At 73.9% G+C, this 15,497-nt stretch carries 16 protein-coding genes and 1 riboswitch; of the genes, 10 read left to right on the top strand and 6 right to left on the bottom strand.

The genetic code is table 11. The annotated features are described in order from the left end of the window. Positions 1-1,429, top strand: a 1,429-nt coding sequence (locus Q7T15_RS00660) for a methyltransferase (RefSeq protein WP_304692252.1), incomplete at its 5' end; no start/stop codon positions are given. Here Q7T15_RS00660 and Q7T15_RS00655 read toward each other — a convergent pair. Further along, positions 1,401-2,270: a hypothetical protein gene (locus Q7T15_RS00655; protein WP_304692250.1), complete on the bottom strand. Its 870-nt coding sequence runs from the start codon at positions 2,268-2,270 to the stop codon at positions 1,401-1,403. The two genes, Q7T15_RS00660 and Q7T15_RS00655, sit on opposite strands and share 29 nt — an antisense overlap. Positions 2,271-2,535: 265 nt before the next feature. Here Q7T15_RS00655 and Q7T15_RS00650 point away from each other — a divergent pair, with 265 nt between their 5' ends. Beyond that, positions 2,536-3,411: a DUF3097 domain-containing protein gene (locus Q7T15_RS00650; RefSeq protein WP_304692248.1), complete on the top strand. Its 876-nt coding sequence runs from the start codon at positions 2,536-2,538 to the stop codon at positions 3,409-3,411. A gap of 99 nt (positions 3,412-3,510) precedes the next feature. Here the strand turns inward: Q7T15_RS00650 and Q7T15_RS00645 are convergent, their stop codons facing one another. Further along, the gene (locus tag Q7T15_RS00645; RefSeq protein ID WP_055860048.1) at positions 3,511-3,714 is read right to left on the bottom strand and encodes a cold-shock protein; all 204 of its coding nucleotides are present in this window, start codon (positions 3,712-3,714) and stop codon (positions 3,511-3,513) included. A gap of 282 nt (positions 3,715-3,996) precedes the next feature. Here Q7T15_RS00645 and Q7T15_RS00640 point away from each other — a divergent pair, with 282 nt between their 5' ends. The 6 genes from Q7T15_RS00640 to Q7T15_RS00615 all read left to right on the top strand — a co-directional run bounded on the left by Q7T15_RS00640 (position 3,997) and on the right by Q7T15_RS00615 (position 9,338). Further along, entirely contained in the window at positions 3,997-4,605 is a 609-nt protein-coding gene (locus Q7T15_RS00640) for a hypothetical protein (protein WP_304692242.1), read from the top strand. Between the two features lies 1 nt (position 4,606). Further along, positions 4,607-5,116, top strand: coding sequence for a DUF427 domain-containing protein (locus tag Q7T15_RS00635; protein WP_304692240.1), 510 nt, complete (start codon positions 4,607-4,609; stop codon positions 5,114-5,116). Between the two features lie 124 nt (positions 5,117-5,240). Beyond that, on the top strand, positions 5,241-6,347 hold the full coding sequence (locus Q7T15_RS00630; RefSeq protein WP_304692238.1) for a VIT1/CCC1 family protein: 1,107 nt from the start codon (positions 5,241-5,243) through the stop codon (positions 6,345-6,347). 280 nt (positions 6,348-6,627) lie between these two features. Next, positions 6,628-7,314, top strand: coding sequence for a M23 family metallopeptidase (locus Q7T15_RS00625; RefSeq protein WP_304692236.1), 687 nt, complete (start codon positions 6,628-6,630; stop codon positions 7,312-7,314). 831 nt (positions 7,315-8,145) lie between these two features. Next, positions 8,146-8,826 carry a class I SAM-dependent methyltransferase gene (locus Q7T15_RS00620; protein ID WP_304692234.1) on the top strand — a complete coding sequence of 227 codons (681 nt, stop codon included), beginning with the start codon at positions 8,146-8,148 and terminating at the stop codon, positions 8,824-8,826. Then, positions 8,823-9,338, top strand: coding sequence for a GNAT family N-acetyltransferase (locus Q7T15_RS00615; RefSeq protein ID WP_304692232.1), 516 nt, complete (start codon positions 8,823-8,825; stop codon positions 9,336-9,338). The genes Q7T15_RS00620 and Q7T15_RS00615 overlap by 4 nt, the downstream gene beginning before the upstream one ends. A gap of 16 nt (positions 9,339-9,354) precedes the next feature. On the opposite strand, the gene Q7T15_RS00610 is transcribed toward Q7T15_RS00615, so the two are convergent. The 4 genes from Q7T15_RS00610 to Q7T15_RS00595 are packed head-to-tail and all read right to left on the bottom strand — an operon-like array spanning position 9,355 to position 13,199. Beyond that, positions 9,355-10,008: a response regulator transcription factor gene (locus Q7T15_RS00610; RefSeq protein WP_304692230.1), complete on the bottom strand. Its 654-nt coding sequence runs from the start codon at positions 10,006-10,008 to the stop codon at positions 9,355-9,357. After that, positions 10,005-11,555 (bottom strand): GAF domain-containing sensor histidine kinase, encoded by a 1,551-nt coding sequence (locus Q7T15_RS00605; RefSeq protein ID WP_304692228.1) that lies wholly within the window; start codon positions 11,553-11,555, stop codon positions 10,005-10,007. The genes Q7T15_RS00610 and Q7T15_RS00605 overlap by 4 nt, the downstream gene beginning before the upstream one ends. 3 nt (positions 11,556-11,558) lie before the next feature. Further along, positions 11,559-12,359 (bottom strand): TerC family protein, encoded by an 801-nt coding sequence (locus Q7T15_RS00600; protein ID WP_304692226.1) that lies wholly within the window; start codon positions 12,357-12,359, stop codon positions 11,559-11,561. Positions 12,360-12,395: 36 nt separating this feature from the next. Next, positions 12,396-13,199, bottom strand: coding sequence for a hypothetical protein (locus Q7T15_RS00595; protein ID WP_304692225.1), 804 nt, complete (start codon positions 13,197-13,199; stop codon positions 12,396-12,398). Between the two features lie 35 nt (positions 13,200-13,234). After that, positions 13,235-13,345, top strand: a riboswitch (TPP riboswitch). Between the two features lie 51 nt (positions 13,346-13,396). Here Q7T15_RS00595 and Q7T15_RS00590 point away from each other — a divergent pair. Continuing rightward, the gene (locus tag Q7T15_RS00590) at positions 13,397-14,032 is read left to right on the top strand and encodes an ECF transporter S component (protein WP_304692223.1); all 636 of its coding nucleotides are present in this window, start codon (positions 13,397-13,399) and stop codon (positions 14,030-14,032) included. Continuing rightward, the coding region (locus tag Q7T15_RS00585) for an ABC transporter ATP-binding protein (RefSeq protein WP_304692221.1) at positions 14,019-15,497 on the top strand (1,479 nt) is incomplete at its 3' end. The genes Q7T15_RS00590 and Q7T15_RS00585, both read left to right, overlap by 14 nt.

The raw sequence follows: 15,497 nt of genomic DNA, 5'->3' as shown, positions 1-15,497 counted from the left end.
GGACCGCGTCGTCGCCCGGCGCGCGCTGCGGTCCGCGCCCCCGTCGCCGCTCTCGACGCTCGCCCGCCTCTTCCTCCTCGCCGACCCCGTGAGCGCCGACGAGCTCGCCGACGCGCTGCCCTCGCTCGGGCTCGACGGCGTGCGCGAGCTCGGTCTCGCCGCGGGCGACGTCGCGGGCGGCACGTGGCAGGCGCTGCTCGACGTGCGCCCCTACTCCGCCCTGGACGCCACCGGCGCCGTCTCGTGGTGGGTGGTCTCCGACCTCGGCGAGCTCGCGACCGGGGGCGCGCTCGACGCGGGCCACGTGCTCGGCGTCGGCGGAGCATCCACGACCCTCTCCTCGCTCATCCCCACGAGCGGGGCGCGACGCGTCCTCGATCTCGGCACCGGATGCGGAATCCAGTCCCTGCACGCCTCGCGCCATGCGGGCGCGATCGTCGCGACCGACATCTCGCGCCGCGCGCTCGACCTCGCCGCCCTCACCCTCCGGCTCAACGGTCTCGAGCTCGGCCCGGGCGGCATCGACCTGCGGCACGGCGACCTCTTCGCACCCGTCGCGGACGAGCGCTTCGACCGCATCGTCTCGAACCCGCCGTTCGTCATCACGCCGCGGCGCGAGGGCGTGCCGCTCTACGAGTACCGCGACGGCGGGCGCGTCGGCGACGGCATCGTCGAGGAGGTCGTCCGCGGCGTCGCCGACCACCTCGAGCCGGGCGGCACCGCCCACCTGCTCGGCAACTGGGAGTACCGCGACGCGATGGGCGGCGACGGCCTCGCGCGCGTGCGCCGCTGGGTCGAGGAGTCGGGGCTCGACGCATGGATCGTCGAGCGCGAGCGGCAGAGCCCCGCGCAGTACGCCGAGACGTGGATCCGCGACGGCGGCACGCGCGTCGGCTCGCCCGAGTTCGAGGCGCTCGCCGAGGAGTGGCTCGCCGACTTCGAGGCCCGCGGCGTCACGGGCGTGGGTTTCGGCTACGTCGTGCTGCGCCGGCCGCTCGACCCCGCTGCGCCGCGGCTCGTGCGCACCGAGCGCCTCCTCGACGCGCTGGGCGCGACGCCCACGGGCATCGGCGACCACCTCATGGCCGGCTTCGCGGCGCACGACGCGATCGCGCCCCTCGACGACGCGGCGCTCGTTGCGCTGCACCTGCGGGTCGCGCCCGACGTCACGGAGGAGCGCCATCAGTGGCCGGGCGCCGACGGACCGACCGTCATGCGGCTGCGGCAGGGCGGCGGCTTCGCGCGCTCGATCGATGCGGATGCCGCACTCGCGGGCCTCGTGGGTGCGAGCGACGGCGAGCTCTCGGTCGGTCAGCTGATCGGGGCGCTCGCGCAGCTGCTCGAGGTCGACGAGGCCGCGCTCGCCGACGACCTGCTGCCGCGCGTGCGCGAGCTCGTGCTCACGGGTTTCCTGACACTCGACGCCTGAGCGCGCCCGACCAGCGCGGCACCGTCACGAGGATGGCGATCGCGCTGAACGCGATGCCCCACTGCGCGACGTGCCAGCTGCCCGCGCTCTGACCGCCGCCGAGGGGCTCACCGGTCGCGACGACGAGGTCGTCGACGAGTCCGACCCCCAGCATGAGCAGTGCGGGCTGCGCGGCGATCGCGAGCGCGCTCGCGAGGATGGCCGCGAGGGCGATGAAGCGCCGGGGAGCCAGCACGCGGTCGAGACCCGCGCGGGGCATCCGCCCCAGAAGGAAGAGGACGACCGCCGCCGCGACGGCGAGGACCGCCCAGACGATGACGGCGACGACGAAGCCCGAGAGGCCCGCGGGCTCCCACGCGTCGTAGACGGCGCCGAGCGGCAGCGCTCCGCCCGCGAGGGCGAGCGGATGCTCGACAGTCAGCACCCACGCGATGATCGCGGACCAGGCGAGCAGGGCGCCGGCGAGCAGCGTGCCGAGAGCGCGCCGCGACACGCGACGGCGCGACGCGGGGGTCGGATGCTCGGACTCCCAGCCCTCGGGGAGGATGATGCGCGGGCCGCTCGGCAGGCGCGGGGCATCCCACTCGCCGCTCGCCAGCCGGTCGACGCCGCGCACCCCGCGACGGATCGCGAGCACGTTGAGAACGGCGCCGGCCACGACGAGCAGGAGCGCCACGATCGGCGCGATGACGCCCCACGCCGTCGCGACGCCCACCACGACGTCGGGCGTCGCGGGCAGCAGGCGCACGAGCGCGCCGGGCGACAGCAGCCACGACAGGAACGCGAGCGGCGCGAGCAGGAGGCACGTGATGCCCCAGCGGACGAGAGCGGTGGCGCGCATGCGGCTCCTCGGGTGATCGGTTGCGGCAACCCTAGCGAGGGCCGCCCTGCCCGGGGAGGGCTCGGCCGCCGGGTTCGCTGACGGCGTGCCGCGGTCGGCTCGCCAGCCCGTGCTCCTTCGCCAATCCGTCCTGTTTCGGGCACATCGTGCGCCCCGGGGCACCCGGATCGCCCCGAACAGCACGAATTGCGCCGGAGGGGGTGCGGGCGGCGCATCCGCGGCGTGGATGCGCGGCTCCGTCGTGCGCGCCCGGTACCGTCGCCGGGTGACCGCCTCACCCCACGGCCCCGGCTCCTCCGACGCGTACCGCGACCCGTACGGCGGCGACGTGCTCGGCGGCGACTGGCGGGCGCGCGGCCGCGTCGTCGTGCCCGAGGTTCCCGCCGAGAAGGACCTCGTGGTCGAGCTGCCCGACTCCGGCTTCGTGGGCGCCGTCGTGCGCGTCGAGCTCGGCGCGGTGCACCTCGAGGATCGCCGGGGGAGGGTGCGGGTCTTCCCGCTGGGGGCGGGGTTCCTCGTCGAAGGCGCCCCGGTCATCCTCACCGCCCCCGCCGCGGCGAAGCCCGCGGGCCGTCAGCGCACCGCGAGCGGATCGTTCGCGGTCGAGCAGCAGCGGGCCCGCGTCGCCCGCGGCAGCCGCATCTGGGTCGAGGGCCGCCACGACGCCGAGCTCGTCGAGCAGGTCTGGGGCGACGACCTGCGCGTCGAGGGCGTCGTCGTCGAGTACCTCGACGGCGTCGATGACCTCGCCGAGCGGCTGCGCGAGTTCGCGCCGGGGCCCGGCCGCCGCGTCGGCGTGCTCGTCGACCATCTCGTCTCAGGCTCGAAGGAGGAGCGCATCGCGCGCGAGGCGCTGCGGGGCGCGGATGCCCGGCACGTGCTCGTCGTCGGCCACCCGTACATCGACATCTGGCAGGCGGTGAAGCCCGAGCGGGTCGGCATCGCGGCCTGGCCCGACGTGCCGCGCGGCGAGGACTGGAAGACCGGCACCCTGCGACGCCTCGGCTGGCCGCACGGCTCGCAAGCGGAGACGGCGGCGGCGTGGCGGAGGATCCGTGGGTCGGTGCGCAGCTTTGCCGATCTCGACCCGGCTCTGCTCGGCCGGGTCGAGGAGCTCATCGACTTCGTGACGGCGCCGTGACGACGGCGCATTAACGACGAAAGCCGCCCCACATCATCGGGGGGCGGCTGTCGTGAGGTTCGCGTGATCTCTCACGCGAAGCGCTTCAGTCGGTGAGGACTAGAGCGGGCGGATGTTCTCGGCCTGGAGGCCCTTGGGGCCCTGGGCCACGTCGAACTCGACCTTCTGGTTCTCATCGAGCGAACGGTAGCCGTTGCTCTGGATGGCGGAGAAGTGCGCGAACACGTCGGCGCTTCCGTCATCGGGGGTGATGAATCCGAAGCCCTTTTCGGCGTTGAACCACTTAACGGTGCCTGTCGTCATTTCTGACTCCCTTGTTTCCTACTTCACGGAGTTTCGACTGTCGAAACCACCAGTCGAACCAACTCGTGAACCGTATCCATCGGGGAGTAGCGACCTGCTTGGTGTTCCAGGACGCCCGGCGCAGCGAGGCGTATCAACTTCGTTGCTCACAGTAGTGCACACCCCGGCATCCAGCACCATCGTCACCGAGTTGTTACCGACCATGCGCTCAGCCCGCTGCGAGGAGAGAGGCATACCGTCGGCTCGACCGACCCTCTTGCTCCCGATCCAGGAGACGACCGCATGAGCCTCTTCGACCGCATCTTCGGCAGCCGCACCCCCGAGCCCGAGGCCGCCCCTCCGCCCCGCGCCCCGCGCGGCGATGACGAGCGCGCCGTCGAGCGCTACCGCTACCTCCTCGAGACGGCCCCGCCCGAGACCATCGAGCGCGTCCACGCCGAGGCGTTCGCGAAGCTCACCCCCGAGCAGCGGCGCATGGTGTTCGAGCGGCTCACCGAGTCGGCGCCGCAGGGCGAGGCGCCCCGCGACGACCAGCCCGCGACCCTCGCGCAGGCGGCCACGCGCTCGGAGCTGCGGCAGCCCGGCACGATGGAGCGCTCGTTCGCCGGCCCGTCGTTCGGAAGCATGATGGGCGCCTCGCTGCTCGGGACGGTCGCGGGCTACGTCGTCGCCTCGGCCCTCGTGAGCGTCTTCCTGCCGCCCATGGACGGCGGCGGAGCCGAGGCGGGCGGCGACGGCGGCGACGCCGGCGATGCGGGTGCCGCCGACGCCGGCGCGGGCGATCCCGGTGCGGGCGACCCCGGCATGGGTGGCGACCCCGGCGGCGACGGCGGCGGCTTCTTCGACGCCGGCGGGTTCGACGGCGGCGGCTTCGGCGACTTCGGGTTCTGAGATGGCCCGCCGCGACCCCCGAGCCGGCCGCATCGAGCCCGGCCCCGGGCAGGAATCGGTGTGGGACTACCCGCGCCCGCCCCGCGTCGAGCCGGTGCACGCCCGCGTGACGATCGAGCTCGGCGGCGCCCTCGTCGCGGACTCGACGCGCGCGATGCGCGTCCTCGAGACGAGCCACCCGCCGGCCTACTACCTGCCGCCGGAGGACTTCGCGCCGGGCGCGCTGCGCCCCGCCGATGGCTCGAGCTTCTGCGAGTTCAAGGGGCGCGCGGCCTATGCCGACGTGCTCGGCGGCGACCGCGTCGTCTCGCGTGCCGCCTGGTTCTACCCCGAGCCGAGCCGCGGCTTCGAGCAGATCGCCGGGTTCGTCTCGGTCTACCCCGGCCGCATGGACCGCTGCACCGTGGACGGCGAGGTCGTCACCCCGCAGGAGGGCGACTTCTACGGCGGCTGGATCACCGCGAGCATCGTCGGCCCCTTCAAGGGCGCGGAGGGCACCTGGGGCTGGTGATGCAGCGCTGGTGACGCCGGGCTGGTGACGCGGGGCCGGTGACGCGGGGCCGCTGACGCCGGGCGGCTCGGCGTTTCGGGCGGCCGAACTGCGGCCCGGGCATCCGCCCTGGCACACTGACCGCGTGAGCCAGGCGACCCGCCCCGACGAGCCGAGCCGCGCCGATATCCGGCGCTGGCGGCGCTACCTCGCCGACGAGCGGGCCGAGGCGGCCGTCTACCGCGACCTCGCCCGCCGTCGCACGGGTGAGGAGCGCGCGATCCTCCTCGCCCTCGCCGACGCCGAGGGCCGTCATGAGGCGCACTGGATGTCCCTCCTGGGCGATCGCGCGGCGCGCGTTCCCGCCGTCTCGCTCCGCACGCGCATCCTCGGTTTCTTCGCCCGACGCTTCGGGAGCGTGTTCGTGCTCGCGCTCGCGCAGCGGGGCGAGTCGCGCTCGCCGTACGCCGCCGACGTGCACGCGACGCCCGCGATGGCGGCCGACGAGCGCATCCACCAGGAGGTCGTGCGCGGGCTCGCGGCCCGCGGTCGGGCTCGGCTCTCCGGAACGTTCCGCGCAGCGGTCTTCGGCGCGAACGACGGGCTCGTCTCCAACCTCGCGCTCGTGCTGGGCATCGGCGCGACGGGTGTTCCCGCGACGACCGTGCTCTTCACGGGCATCGCGGGGCTCCTCGCCGGCGCGCTGTCGATGGGTGCGGGGGAGTACGTGTCGGTGCGCTCGCAGCGCGAGCTGCTCGACGCCTCGACCCCCGACCCCGACGCGCACACCGCGGTGCCGCACCTCGACGTCGACGCGAACGAGCTCGCGCTCGTCTACCGGGCCCGCGGCATGAGCGAGCAGGAGGCGCTCGCGCACGCTCGCGCGGTCGTCGCCGAGTACGACCCCGCCGTCGCGGCGGCGCGCGCGGCCGAGTCGCGCGCGCTCGGAGCCGCGACCGACGAGCACGAGGAGATCGGCTCGGCGTGGGGTGCCGCAGCGTCGAGCTTCAGCTTCTTCGCGAGCGGCGCGGTCATCCCCGTCATCCCCTACCTGCTCGGGCTCACCGGGCTCGCCGCGGTCGTCACGGCGGCGATCCTCGTCGGCATCGCGCTGCTCGTCACGGGCACGATCGTGGGCATCCTGTCCGGAGCGTCGCCGTGGCGCCGGGCGCTCCGGCAGCTCGCGATCGGCTATGGAGCGGCCGCCGCCACCTACGCGCTCGGGCTCGCCTTCGGCACGACTCTGGCCTGATCAGACGGGGTTTCCCGGAGCGCGCGGCCGAGTCGCTCACAGGACTTTGCCAGGTTCGGGCCCGCACTCTGGGATAGCGGCTCCGACAGCCGTAGGGGAGAGCATCCCCGGTGCGATGACATCCACCGGGTGCGGTGCGATGACCTCCTGACGCCGGTTCAGCCGATCTGGTGCGAATGCGCAACGACGTGCACAGCCCGTATTCGACCGGCGCCCCACCCCGGGCGCTGCCACGAGAAAAGCCCCACGCTCCATGCCCCTTTCGCTTCACCGTTCCCGCGTGCGCGCCGCCGCGCGCCCCTCGCCCTTCCTCCCCGCTCGCGCCGTCGACCCGCTCCACCTGCGTGAGCAGGTTCTGGCGATCGCCGTCGCTGTCGTCGCCGCGTCAGTGCTCGCCGGGAACGGCGTCGCGGCCATCGGCTCGACGCTCGGCGAGGAGGAGCGGGCCGCCGCCCAGCCGCGCCCGCAGTCGTACTCGGTGAGCGCCACGACGCCCATCCAGGCCGCCGTGCGCGACGACTTCACGGTCACCTGGACGCCGCCCGTCGTCTACCCGCTCGGCCCGGGCGCCGAGCAGACCGACGGCTTCGGGTTCCGCGCCTCCCCGTGCGCGGGCTGCTCGAGCGACCACAAGGGCGTCGACTGGACGCCCGGCGCCGGGACGCCCGTCGCGAGCATCGCCGACGGCGTCGTCACCGCCGCCGGGTACGACGGCACGTACGGCATGCGCGTCGAGATCGAGCACGTCATCGATGGTCAGACCGTGCGGACGTTCTCGGCCCACCTGCAGGGCGGCTCCGTGCCGGTCTCGGTCGGCGAGTCGGTCGAGACCGGGCAGATCATCGGCGCGGTCGGGTCGACGGGCGCGAGCACGGGAGCGCACCTCCACTTCGAGGTGCGCATCGGCGGCACGCCGATCGACCCGGTGACGTGGCTCGCGGCGAACGTGCGCACCCAGCCGCGCTGACGCGCCCGGCCGAGGCGGGCATCCGCCCCGCACCGTCGGCGCGACGCGCCGCAGGGCGCGCCGACCGAACCGCGCGGTCATCGGCTCCGAATCCCGTGTGCTTAGACTGACGCCACGCAGCCCACCGCCGCGCCGCGCGTCCGCCGGACCACCCGAGGAGACAACAGTGTCGATCGCCGCTTTCGCCCGACGGATCGAGCTGCAGACGCGGCCCATCCACCCCGAGACGGAGGCCGCGCTCCAGAAGCGCTGGGCCGAGCACCCCGAGCACGCGAAGACGCCCGAGCAGCTGCTCGGCAAGTGCGCCGTCGGCTGCGAGGGCACGCACGGCGTCTTCCCGAAGTGCAACCTGACCTGCTCGCCCTGCTACCACTCGGCCGACGCCAACAAGGTGCGCATCGACGGCGACCACACGGTCACCGAGGTCACCAAGCAGATGGCGCTCCTGCGGCAGATCCGCGGCCCGCGCGCACACGCCCAGCTGATAGGCGGCGAGGTCAGCCTGCTGCCGCCCAAGGCGCACCGCGACACCCTCAAGGCAATGCGCGCCGTCGGCCGCGAGCCCATGTCGATGACGCACGGCGACTTCGATTACCAGTACCTGCTCGATGTCGTGCTCGACGACGACGGCAAGCCGGCGTTCAAGAAGGTCTCGTTCGCCGCGCACTTCGACTCGCTCATGCGCGGCCGTCGCGGCGCCGTTCGGCCCAAGAGCGAGGCCGAGCTCAACCCGTTCCGCGAGAAGTTCGGAGGTCGACGTCGGCGGGCAGGTCGGCGAGCGCGGTCATGGGCTGAGGCTACTTCGCGCACGAGCGGGTTATGCTCCGGGACGTGGCGCGCGAACGATATTCCTCCGGCGCGCGTCTCTACGACGCGCTGTCAGCAGAGTGGCCGGTGTACCGCGTCGGCCGCACGACGGCGATCGAACGGCTCGACCCCCGGCCCGGCGAGCGCGTGCTCGACCTCGGCTGCGGCACGGGGCTCAATCACTCGCTGCTCGACGCGGCCGTCGGGCCCGACGGAGCCGTCCTCGGCGTGGACCGCAGCGCCGCGATGCTCGAGGTCGCCCGCCGCCGGGCCGAGCGCCGCGGGCTCCGCACCGTGCGGCTGCTCGAATCTGATGCGACCGCGCTCGACGTCGACGCCGCGCGCTCGGCGCTCGGGGGGCCCGCCGACGTCGTCATCGCGACCTACACGCTCTCGATCATGAGCGACCCGGTCGAGGCCTGGCGCCGCGCGCTCGCCGTCGCCCGCCCCGGCGCCCGCGTCGCGATCGTCGACATGAAGGAGCCCCACGGCTCCGCGCGCCTCGTCGCCCCGCTCGCGCGAGCGTTCGCGGGGTTCGGCGGCGCCGACCTCGACGTGCAGCCGTGGCGGATGATCGAGACCGGCGCCCGCGGCGTGAGCGCGCGCGGGCTGCGCGGCGGGCACATCCAGGTGCGCGTCGGGACGCTGCCCGAGGCGCCGTCCGCCGCCGCCGACGCTGCCACGAGCGAGGAGCCTGCCGCATGATCGACCGCCCCGTCCTGCGGCCCCTCGTGAGCGCGGATGCGCCCGCCCTCGTGGCGCTCAACGATGCGGCGCATCCGGCCGTCCCGATCACGACCGCCGACGAGATGCGCGCCCTGCTCGAGCTCGCGGGCCTCGCCCTGGGGCTCGAGCGCGACGGCGCGCTCGTCGGCTTCGTCATCGCGATGCACCCCGGCGCCGCGTACGCGAGCGAGAACTACCGCTGGTTCGAGGCGCGCGGCACGGGCCACGTGTACGTCGACCGCATCGTCGTCGCCGAGAGCGAGCGGGGCCGAGGGCTCGGCCCGGTGCTGTACGACGCGGTGTTCGCCGAGGCCCGCCGGCTCGGGCACCCCGAGGTCACGTGCGAGGTCAACCTGGACCCGCCGAACCCGGGGAGTCTCGCGTTCCATGCGCGGCTCGGCTTCGCGCAGGTCGGCACGCAGGCGACGAAGGGCGGCTCGGTCGTCGTCGCGCTGCTCGCGGCGCCGGTCGACGCGCGGGTCGGCGTCTGACGGGCGCGGGCTCGCGCTACGGCTTGCGCATCCACTCGGTCGCGAGCACGGCCGCCTGCGTGCGGCGCTGCAGTCCGAGCTTCGAGAGGATCCCGCTGACGTAGTTCTTCACCGTCTTCTCGGCGAGGAAGAGCCGCCCGGCGATCTCGCGGTTCGAGAGCCCCTCGGCGATGAGGGCGATGATCTCGCGCTCGCGCGGCGTGAGGTCGGCGAGGGGCGAGCCCGCGCGCGTATCGGCGCTCGCCGCGGTCATCCGGGAGCGGACGCGCGCGACGACCTCGGGGTCGAGCAGCGATTCGCCCTGTGCGACGCGGCGGATCCCATCGACGAGTCGCGTCGCCCGCACCTCCTTGAGCAGGTAGCCGTCGGCGCCCGCGAGCACAGCACCGAGCACGGCCTCGTCGTCGTCGTACGAGGTGAGGATGACGCACCCGATGCGCGGATCAGCTGACTTCACATCGCGGCAGACATCGATCCCGCTGCCGTCGGGCAGTCGCCCGTCGAGCACGGCGACCGTCGTGCCCGCGGCGAGAATGGCCTCCGCGGCACCGGTGACCTCCCCGGCCTCGCCCACGACGATGATGCCGTCCTCCTCGGCGAGGAGATCGGCGAGGCCTCGACGCACGATCTCGTGATCGTCGAGCAGGAAGACGCGCACGGGCTCGCTCATGACGCCTTCCAGGGTACGACCCAGCGCAGCTGCGTGCCGCGCGGCGAGGCGGGCCCGATGGCGAAGGTGCCGCCGCGCTCGACGGCGCGGGCGCGAAGGTTCTCGAGCCCGCTGCGCCGGGTCGTGGCGGGCATCCCCTGGCCGTCGTCGGTGATCGTGATGACGACCTGGGCTCCCCGCACGGCGACGCTCACCGCGACCGCGCGCGCGTGCGCGTGGCGCACGGCGTTCGAGAGCGCCTCCCGCACGACCGCGGCGACCTCGTCGCCGAGCGAGGTGTCGACGAGCGTGTCGACGGGGCCGCTGAACTCGAGCCGCGAGTCCAGGCCCTCGCCCTCGAGCGTCTGCCGCACGAGCGTGTTGATGCGCGCGCGGAGGCTGTAGGTCTCGGCGCTCGGCGGTGCCGACAGCCGGTAGATCGCCTGGCGGATCTGCCGGATGGTCGCGTCGATCGCGTCGACCTGCGCGGCGAGCTTCGCTCCCGTGGGCGAGGCGGGGTCGCCGACGGCGCTCTGCAGCGTGAGCCCGATCGCGAAGAGGCTCTGGATGACGTGGTCGTGCAGGTCGCGGGCGATGCGCTCGCGCTCGTCGGCGAGGGCGAAGCGCTGCTCGTCGATGCGCGACAGGGCGAGCTCGCGGGCGATCGCGACCGAGCGGGCGAACCGCTCGGCGGTCTCGCGCTCGCCCTCCTCGAACGGATGCCCGCCCGGCCCGCGGACGATCTCGAGCGTCCCGAGACGGCGCTCCTCCGCTCCCAGCAGAGGCACGTCGAGGCGCGGGCCGTCCCCTCCCGCGGCGCCCGCCGTCGCGGCGAGCTCCGCATCGCCCTCGCCGATGCGGAGGACGACGCCGCGCGCCTCGGAGACGGCGAGCACGGTCTCGGCGACCTCGGCCGCGTCGTCGGGGCTCAGCTGGCCGGCGAGGAGGCGCTGGATGACGCGCTCGGAGGCCTCGAGCCAGCGGCGCTCGGCCTGCGCGCGCTCGTAGAGGCGCGAGTTGGCGATCGCGGTGCCGGCCATCGCGGCGAGAGTCGTGATGAGGGCCTCGTCGACCTCGTCGAAGGGATGCCCGCCCGCCCGCTCGGTGAGGTAGAGGTTGCCGAAGACGGCGCCGCCGACGCGGATGGGCACGCCGAGGAACGAGCCCATCGGCGGGTGGTGCGCGGGGAATCCCGTCGAGCGCGGGTCATCGGCGAGCCGGTCGAGGCGGATCGTGCGGGCATCGGTGACGACGGCGCCGAGGATCCCGTGCCCGGTGGGCAGGCTGCCGATGCGCTCGGCCTCCTCGAGCGTCAGCCCCGAGTGCAGGAAGCGCTCGAGGCTGCCGTCGGGCGCGATGACGCCGAGCGCGCCGTACCGGGCGCCGACGAGCGCGCGCGCGACCTCCACGACGCGCTGCAGGGCGTGCGTGAGGTCGAGCTCGCGCGTGACGGTCTGCGCGGCCGAGAGCAGGAGCGCGAGACGATCGCGACCGGCCGCGGCGTCGTCGGTGCGGTCGAGGATCCGCGAGACGAGGGCGGTGAGGTCGTCGTGCCCCTCGATCTGCACGCGCTAGGGCTTCGTCGGTGCGGGGACCGTCTCGCCGGTCTCCTTGACCATGATCGGGCGCAGGTGCACGGGCTCGATCTTCTTCTCGCGCTTCTTGGCGGCGCGGCCGCGGGCGATGAGGTTGAGCACCTCGACGCCGATCGCGAAGGCGATGGGGCCGTAGATGAGGGCCTTGTCGATCTTCACGTCGAAGCCCTCGGCGATGAGCATCGCGCCGATGAGGACGAGGAAGGCGAGGGCGAGCATCTTGACCGTGGGGTGGCGATTCACGAAGTCGCTCACGGCCTTCGCGGTGAAGAGCATGATCAGCACGGCGATGACGACGGCGGCGACCATGACCCACAGCTCGTCGACCATGCCGACGGCGGTGATGACGGAGTCGATCGAGAAGACCATGTCGATCAGGAGGATCTGGAAGATCACAGCGCCGAAGGTGGTGGCCTTGCCGCCGCCCGAGGTGTGGGCCTCCTCGCCCTCGAGGCGCTCATGGATCTCGGTGGTGGCCTTGTAGAGCAGGAAGAGACCGCCGGCGATCAGGATCAGGTCCTTGCCGGAGAAGCCCATCCCGAACAGCTCGAAGAGATCGGCGGTGAGGGTGATGACCCACGACGCCGCGAACAGCAGGCCGATCCGCAGGAACATCGCGAGGGTCAGGCCGATGATGCGGGCCTTGTTCTGCTGCTCGGGCGGGAGCTTGCCGGCGAGGATGGAGATGAACACCACATTGTCGATGCCCAGCACGATCTCCAGCAGGAGGAGCGAGGCGAACGCGATCAGCAGTTCGGGCGTGAAGACGATGTCCATTACGAGGATCCTAGTGACGCCGCCGACGTCGGAGGCTCAGCGCGGCGCGTCCTCCCAGCCGAGCCGACGCTTGACGACCGACGCCGCCTCGGCGGGCCAGTCGGCCCAGCGCGCGATCGCGGTCGCCTCCGCGACGTAGAGGAGCCCGCGCGCGGCCGTCTCCGGGTCGCGCTCGAGGGCGCGCTCGATGACGGCGGCGAGGTCGGGATGCACCTGCTCGACCCGGCGGAACAGGTCGAGGTCGTCGAGCCGCGGGTCGTTGCCGCCCGGCACGACGCGGCGGTGCAGCGCGAGCAGGTGCGCGAGCGCGTGGGTGCGGATGAACTGGCCCGCCGTCAGGGTCTCCCCGCGTCGCGCGCGGCCCACCCCGATGAGCACGAGCGCGAGGAACAGCTGAGCGTGCTCGAGCGGCGACCGCTCTGAGCCCGGCTTGGGCTTCGCCGCGACATCCTTCATCGTCGCGTAGACGCCGCCGCGATCGAGAGGCACCTCGAAGGCGTTCGCGTGCGCGAGACCCAGCTCGTCGGGGCCGAAGACGGCGAACTCGAGCACGTGGCCGTCGCGGTAGACGCACTTGAGGCCGTGCTCGGTCTCGCGCGCCGCGATGACGAGGTCCTGGTGGTCGGGCAGCCAGCGCAGGTCGGTCCGCATCGCCTCGGCGTCGTGGTGGCTCGAGCAGACCACGAGGAAGTCGTGGTCGCTCCACTCGTCGACGCGCGAGCGGTCGGCGGTCGAGCCGGCGAGGACGAGGCCCGTGACCTCGGGGCGGGATTCGAGCGAGTCGATGAGCCGGTCGAGGTAGGCGGAGAACGCGCGGCGGACGCCGCTGATGTCGAGCATGCGCACCACCCTAGGGGTGGAGGGGGCGTACACTGGATGCTGTACACGGGAGTCCGGTGAGCCGGGCTGAGAGGAAGCTTCTCCAAGCTTCGACCGTCGAACCTGATCCGGATCATGCCGGCGCAGGGAGGACTTCTCGCACCCGTGCCGAACCGTTCGGCGTCGCTCCGACGCCCTTCTCGAAAGGCACGATCATCATGGTCTCGACCGCACCCTCGACCACCTCTGCGGCCCGCTCGCCGCGCCCCTCGATGCGCTGGCGCGTCGTCGACATCGTCGTCGCGAGCGTCCTCGGCGTCGCCGGCGGCCTCGTCATGGTCGTCTGGAACCTCACCTACCAGCCGATCACCGCCCCCATCGAGGCCGCCCTGCCCGGCCTGCAGGCGCTCCTCTACGGCGTTTGGCTCTTCCCGGCCGTGCTCGTCGGCCTCGTCGTGCGCAAGCCCGGCGCGGCGCTCTACGGCGAGCTCGTCGCGGCGGCGACCTCGGCGCTCCTCGGCGGGTTCTGGGGGTGGACGGCGATCCAGTGGGGCCTCGTGCAGGGCCTCGGCGCCGAGCTCGTCTTCGCGATCCTGCTCTACCGCGCGTGGGGTCTCGTCCCCGCCCTCCTCGCCGGTCTCGGCGCGGGCGTCGGCATGGCGGTCATGGATCTCACCTTCTACTACCCCGACTCGCGCCCGGAGTTCGCGGCCATCTACGCCGTGAGCGCGATGACCTCGGGCGCTCTGCTCGCCGGCGGCGGCTCGTGGCTGCTGACGCGCGCCCTCGCGCGCACGGGCGCCCTGAGCCGGTTCGCGGCGGGGCGCGAGCACGCGGCGCGTGCCGATTCCTGACACCGGTCGACCTCCGGGCGCGGATGCCGCTCTCGCGCCGCGCGCGGGGGCGGCGTCCCTCGCCGCCAAGGCCTGGAGCTGGACCCCCGCGGGCCGCACTGCCCCCGTGCTCGCCGGCCTCGATCTCGCGATCGAGCCCGGCGAGCGCGTGCTGCTGCTCGGCGCCTCCGGCAGCGGCAAGTCGACCCTCCTGCAGGCGTTCGCGGGTGTGCTCGGCGGCGACGACGAGGGCACGCGCGCGGGGGCGCTGACGGTCGACGGCCGCGACCCGGCCGACGCGCGCGGTCGGGTCGGCCTGCTCCTGCAGGATCCGGACGCCCAGCTCGTCCTCGCCCGCGCGGGCGACGACGTCGCCTTCGGCCCCGAGAACCTCGGCGTGCCGGCGGAGGAGATCCACCGCCGCGTGCCGCTCGCACTCGCCGCGGTCGGCCTCGACCTCCCGCTCGACGCCGACACGACGCGACTGTCGGGCGGGCAGAAGCAGCGGCTCGCGCTCGCGGGCGTGCTCGCACTCCGCCCCGGTGCGCTCCTGCTCGACGAGCCGACCGCGCAGCTCGTCCCGGCGGGCGTGCTCGAGGTCGCCGCCGCCGTCGCGGCGCTCGTCGCCGACCGCTCGATGACGCTCCTCGTCGTCGAGCACCGCGTCGACGTGTGGGCGCCCCTCGTCGATCGCGTCATCGTGCTCGAGGAGGGGCGGGTCGTGGCCGACGGGCCCGTCGCCGACGTCATGCGCGCGCAGGGGGAGCGGCTCGCCTCGCGCGGGGTCTGGGTTCCCGGGCGCGCGCCCGAGCATCCGTCGCCCGCGTCGCAGGAGCCGGGGGAGACCCTGCTGAGCGCGCGGGGCCTCGCGGTGCGGCCCCGCGGCGGCGCGGTCGTGCAGACCGGTCTCGACCTCGATGTGCGCGCGGGCGACGTCATCGCGCTCACGGGGGTCAACGGCGCGGGCAAGACGACGCTCGCCCTCACGCTCGCGGGCCTTCTCGAGCCGGCCGCGGGCGAGGTCGCGGCGACGGATGCCCTGCGCGGCATGGATCCGCCCGTCGACGAGCCCTCGCCCGCCGCGTGGAGCTCGCGGGCCCTCGTTGCCCGCCTCGGCGTCGTCTTCCAGAACCCCGAGCACCAGTTCGTCGCGGCGACCGTGCGCGAGGAGCTCGGGGTCGGACCTCGGGCCCTCGGCCGCAGCGAGGAGGAGACGGCGTCGATCGTCGAGCCGCTGCTCGACCGCTTGCGGCTGCGCGCGCTCGCCGGCTCGAGCCCGTTCACGCTCAGCGGGGGCGAGCAGCGACGGCTCTCGGTCGCGACCGCGCTCGCGACGGCGCCGCCCGTGCTCGTGCTCGACGAGCCGAGCTTCGGGCAGGACTCGCGCACGTGGGCCGAGCTCGCGGCGCTGCTCGCCGCGCACCGCGACGCCGGCGGCGCGATCGTCATGGCGACGCACGACCGCGAGCTCGTCGCGGCGCTCGGC

The sequence above is a fragment of the Microcella sp. genome (genome assembly GCF_030645145.1).
Classification (GTDB): Bacteria; Actinomycetota; Actinomycetes; order Actinomycetales; family Microbacteriaceae; genus Microcella.
This window is presented reverse-complemented; position numbering and strand designations above follow the sequence as displayed.

Coding starts and splice junctions, on each gene's coding strand:
- Q7T15_RS00645 (WP_055860048.1), bottom strand. CDS start 3,714: ATGACGACAGGCACCGTTAAGTGGTTCAACGCCGAAAAGGGCTTCGGA.
- Q7T15_RS00600 (WP_304692226.1), bottom strand. CDS start 12,359: ATGGACATCGTCTTCACGCCCGAACTGCTGATCGCGTTCGCCTCGCTC.
- Q7T15_RS00590 (WP_304692223.1), top strand. CDS start 13,397: ATGGTCTCGACCGCACCCTCGACCACCTCTGCGGCCCGCTCGCCGCGC.
- Q7T15_RS00615 (WP_304692232.1), top strand. CDS start 8,823: ATGATCGACCGCCCCGTCCTGCGGCCCCTCGTGAGCGCGGATGCGCCC.
- Q7T15_RS00595 (WP_304692225.1), bottom strand. CDS start 13,199: ATGCTCGACATCAGCGGCGTCCGCCGCGCGTTCTCCGCCTACCTCGAC.
- Q7T15_RS00635 (WP_304692240.1), top strand. CDS start 4,607: ATGGCCCGCCGCGACCCCCGAGCCGGCCGCATCGAGCCCGGCCCCGGG.
- Q7T15_RS00640 (WP_304692242.1), top strand. CDS start 3,997: ATGAGCCTCTTCGACCGCATCTTCGGCAGCCGCACCCCCGAGCCCGAG.
- Q7T15_RS00610 (WP_304692230.1), bottom strand. CDS start 10,008: ATGAGCGAGCCCGTGCGCGTCTTCCTGCTCGACGATCACGAGATCGTG.
- Q7T15_RS00655 (WP_304692250.1), bottom strand. CDS start 2,270: ATGCGCGCCACCGCTCTCGTCCGCTGGGGCATCACGTGCCTCCTGCTC.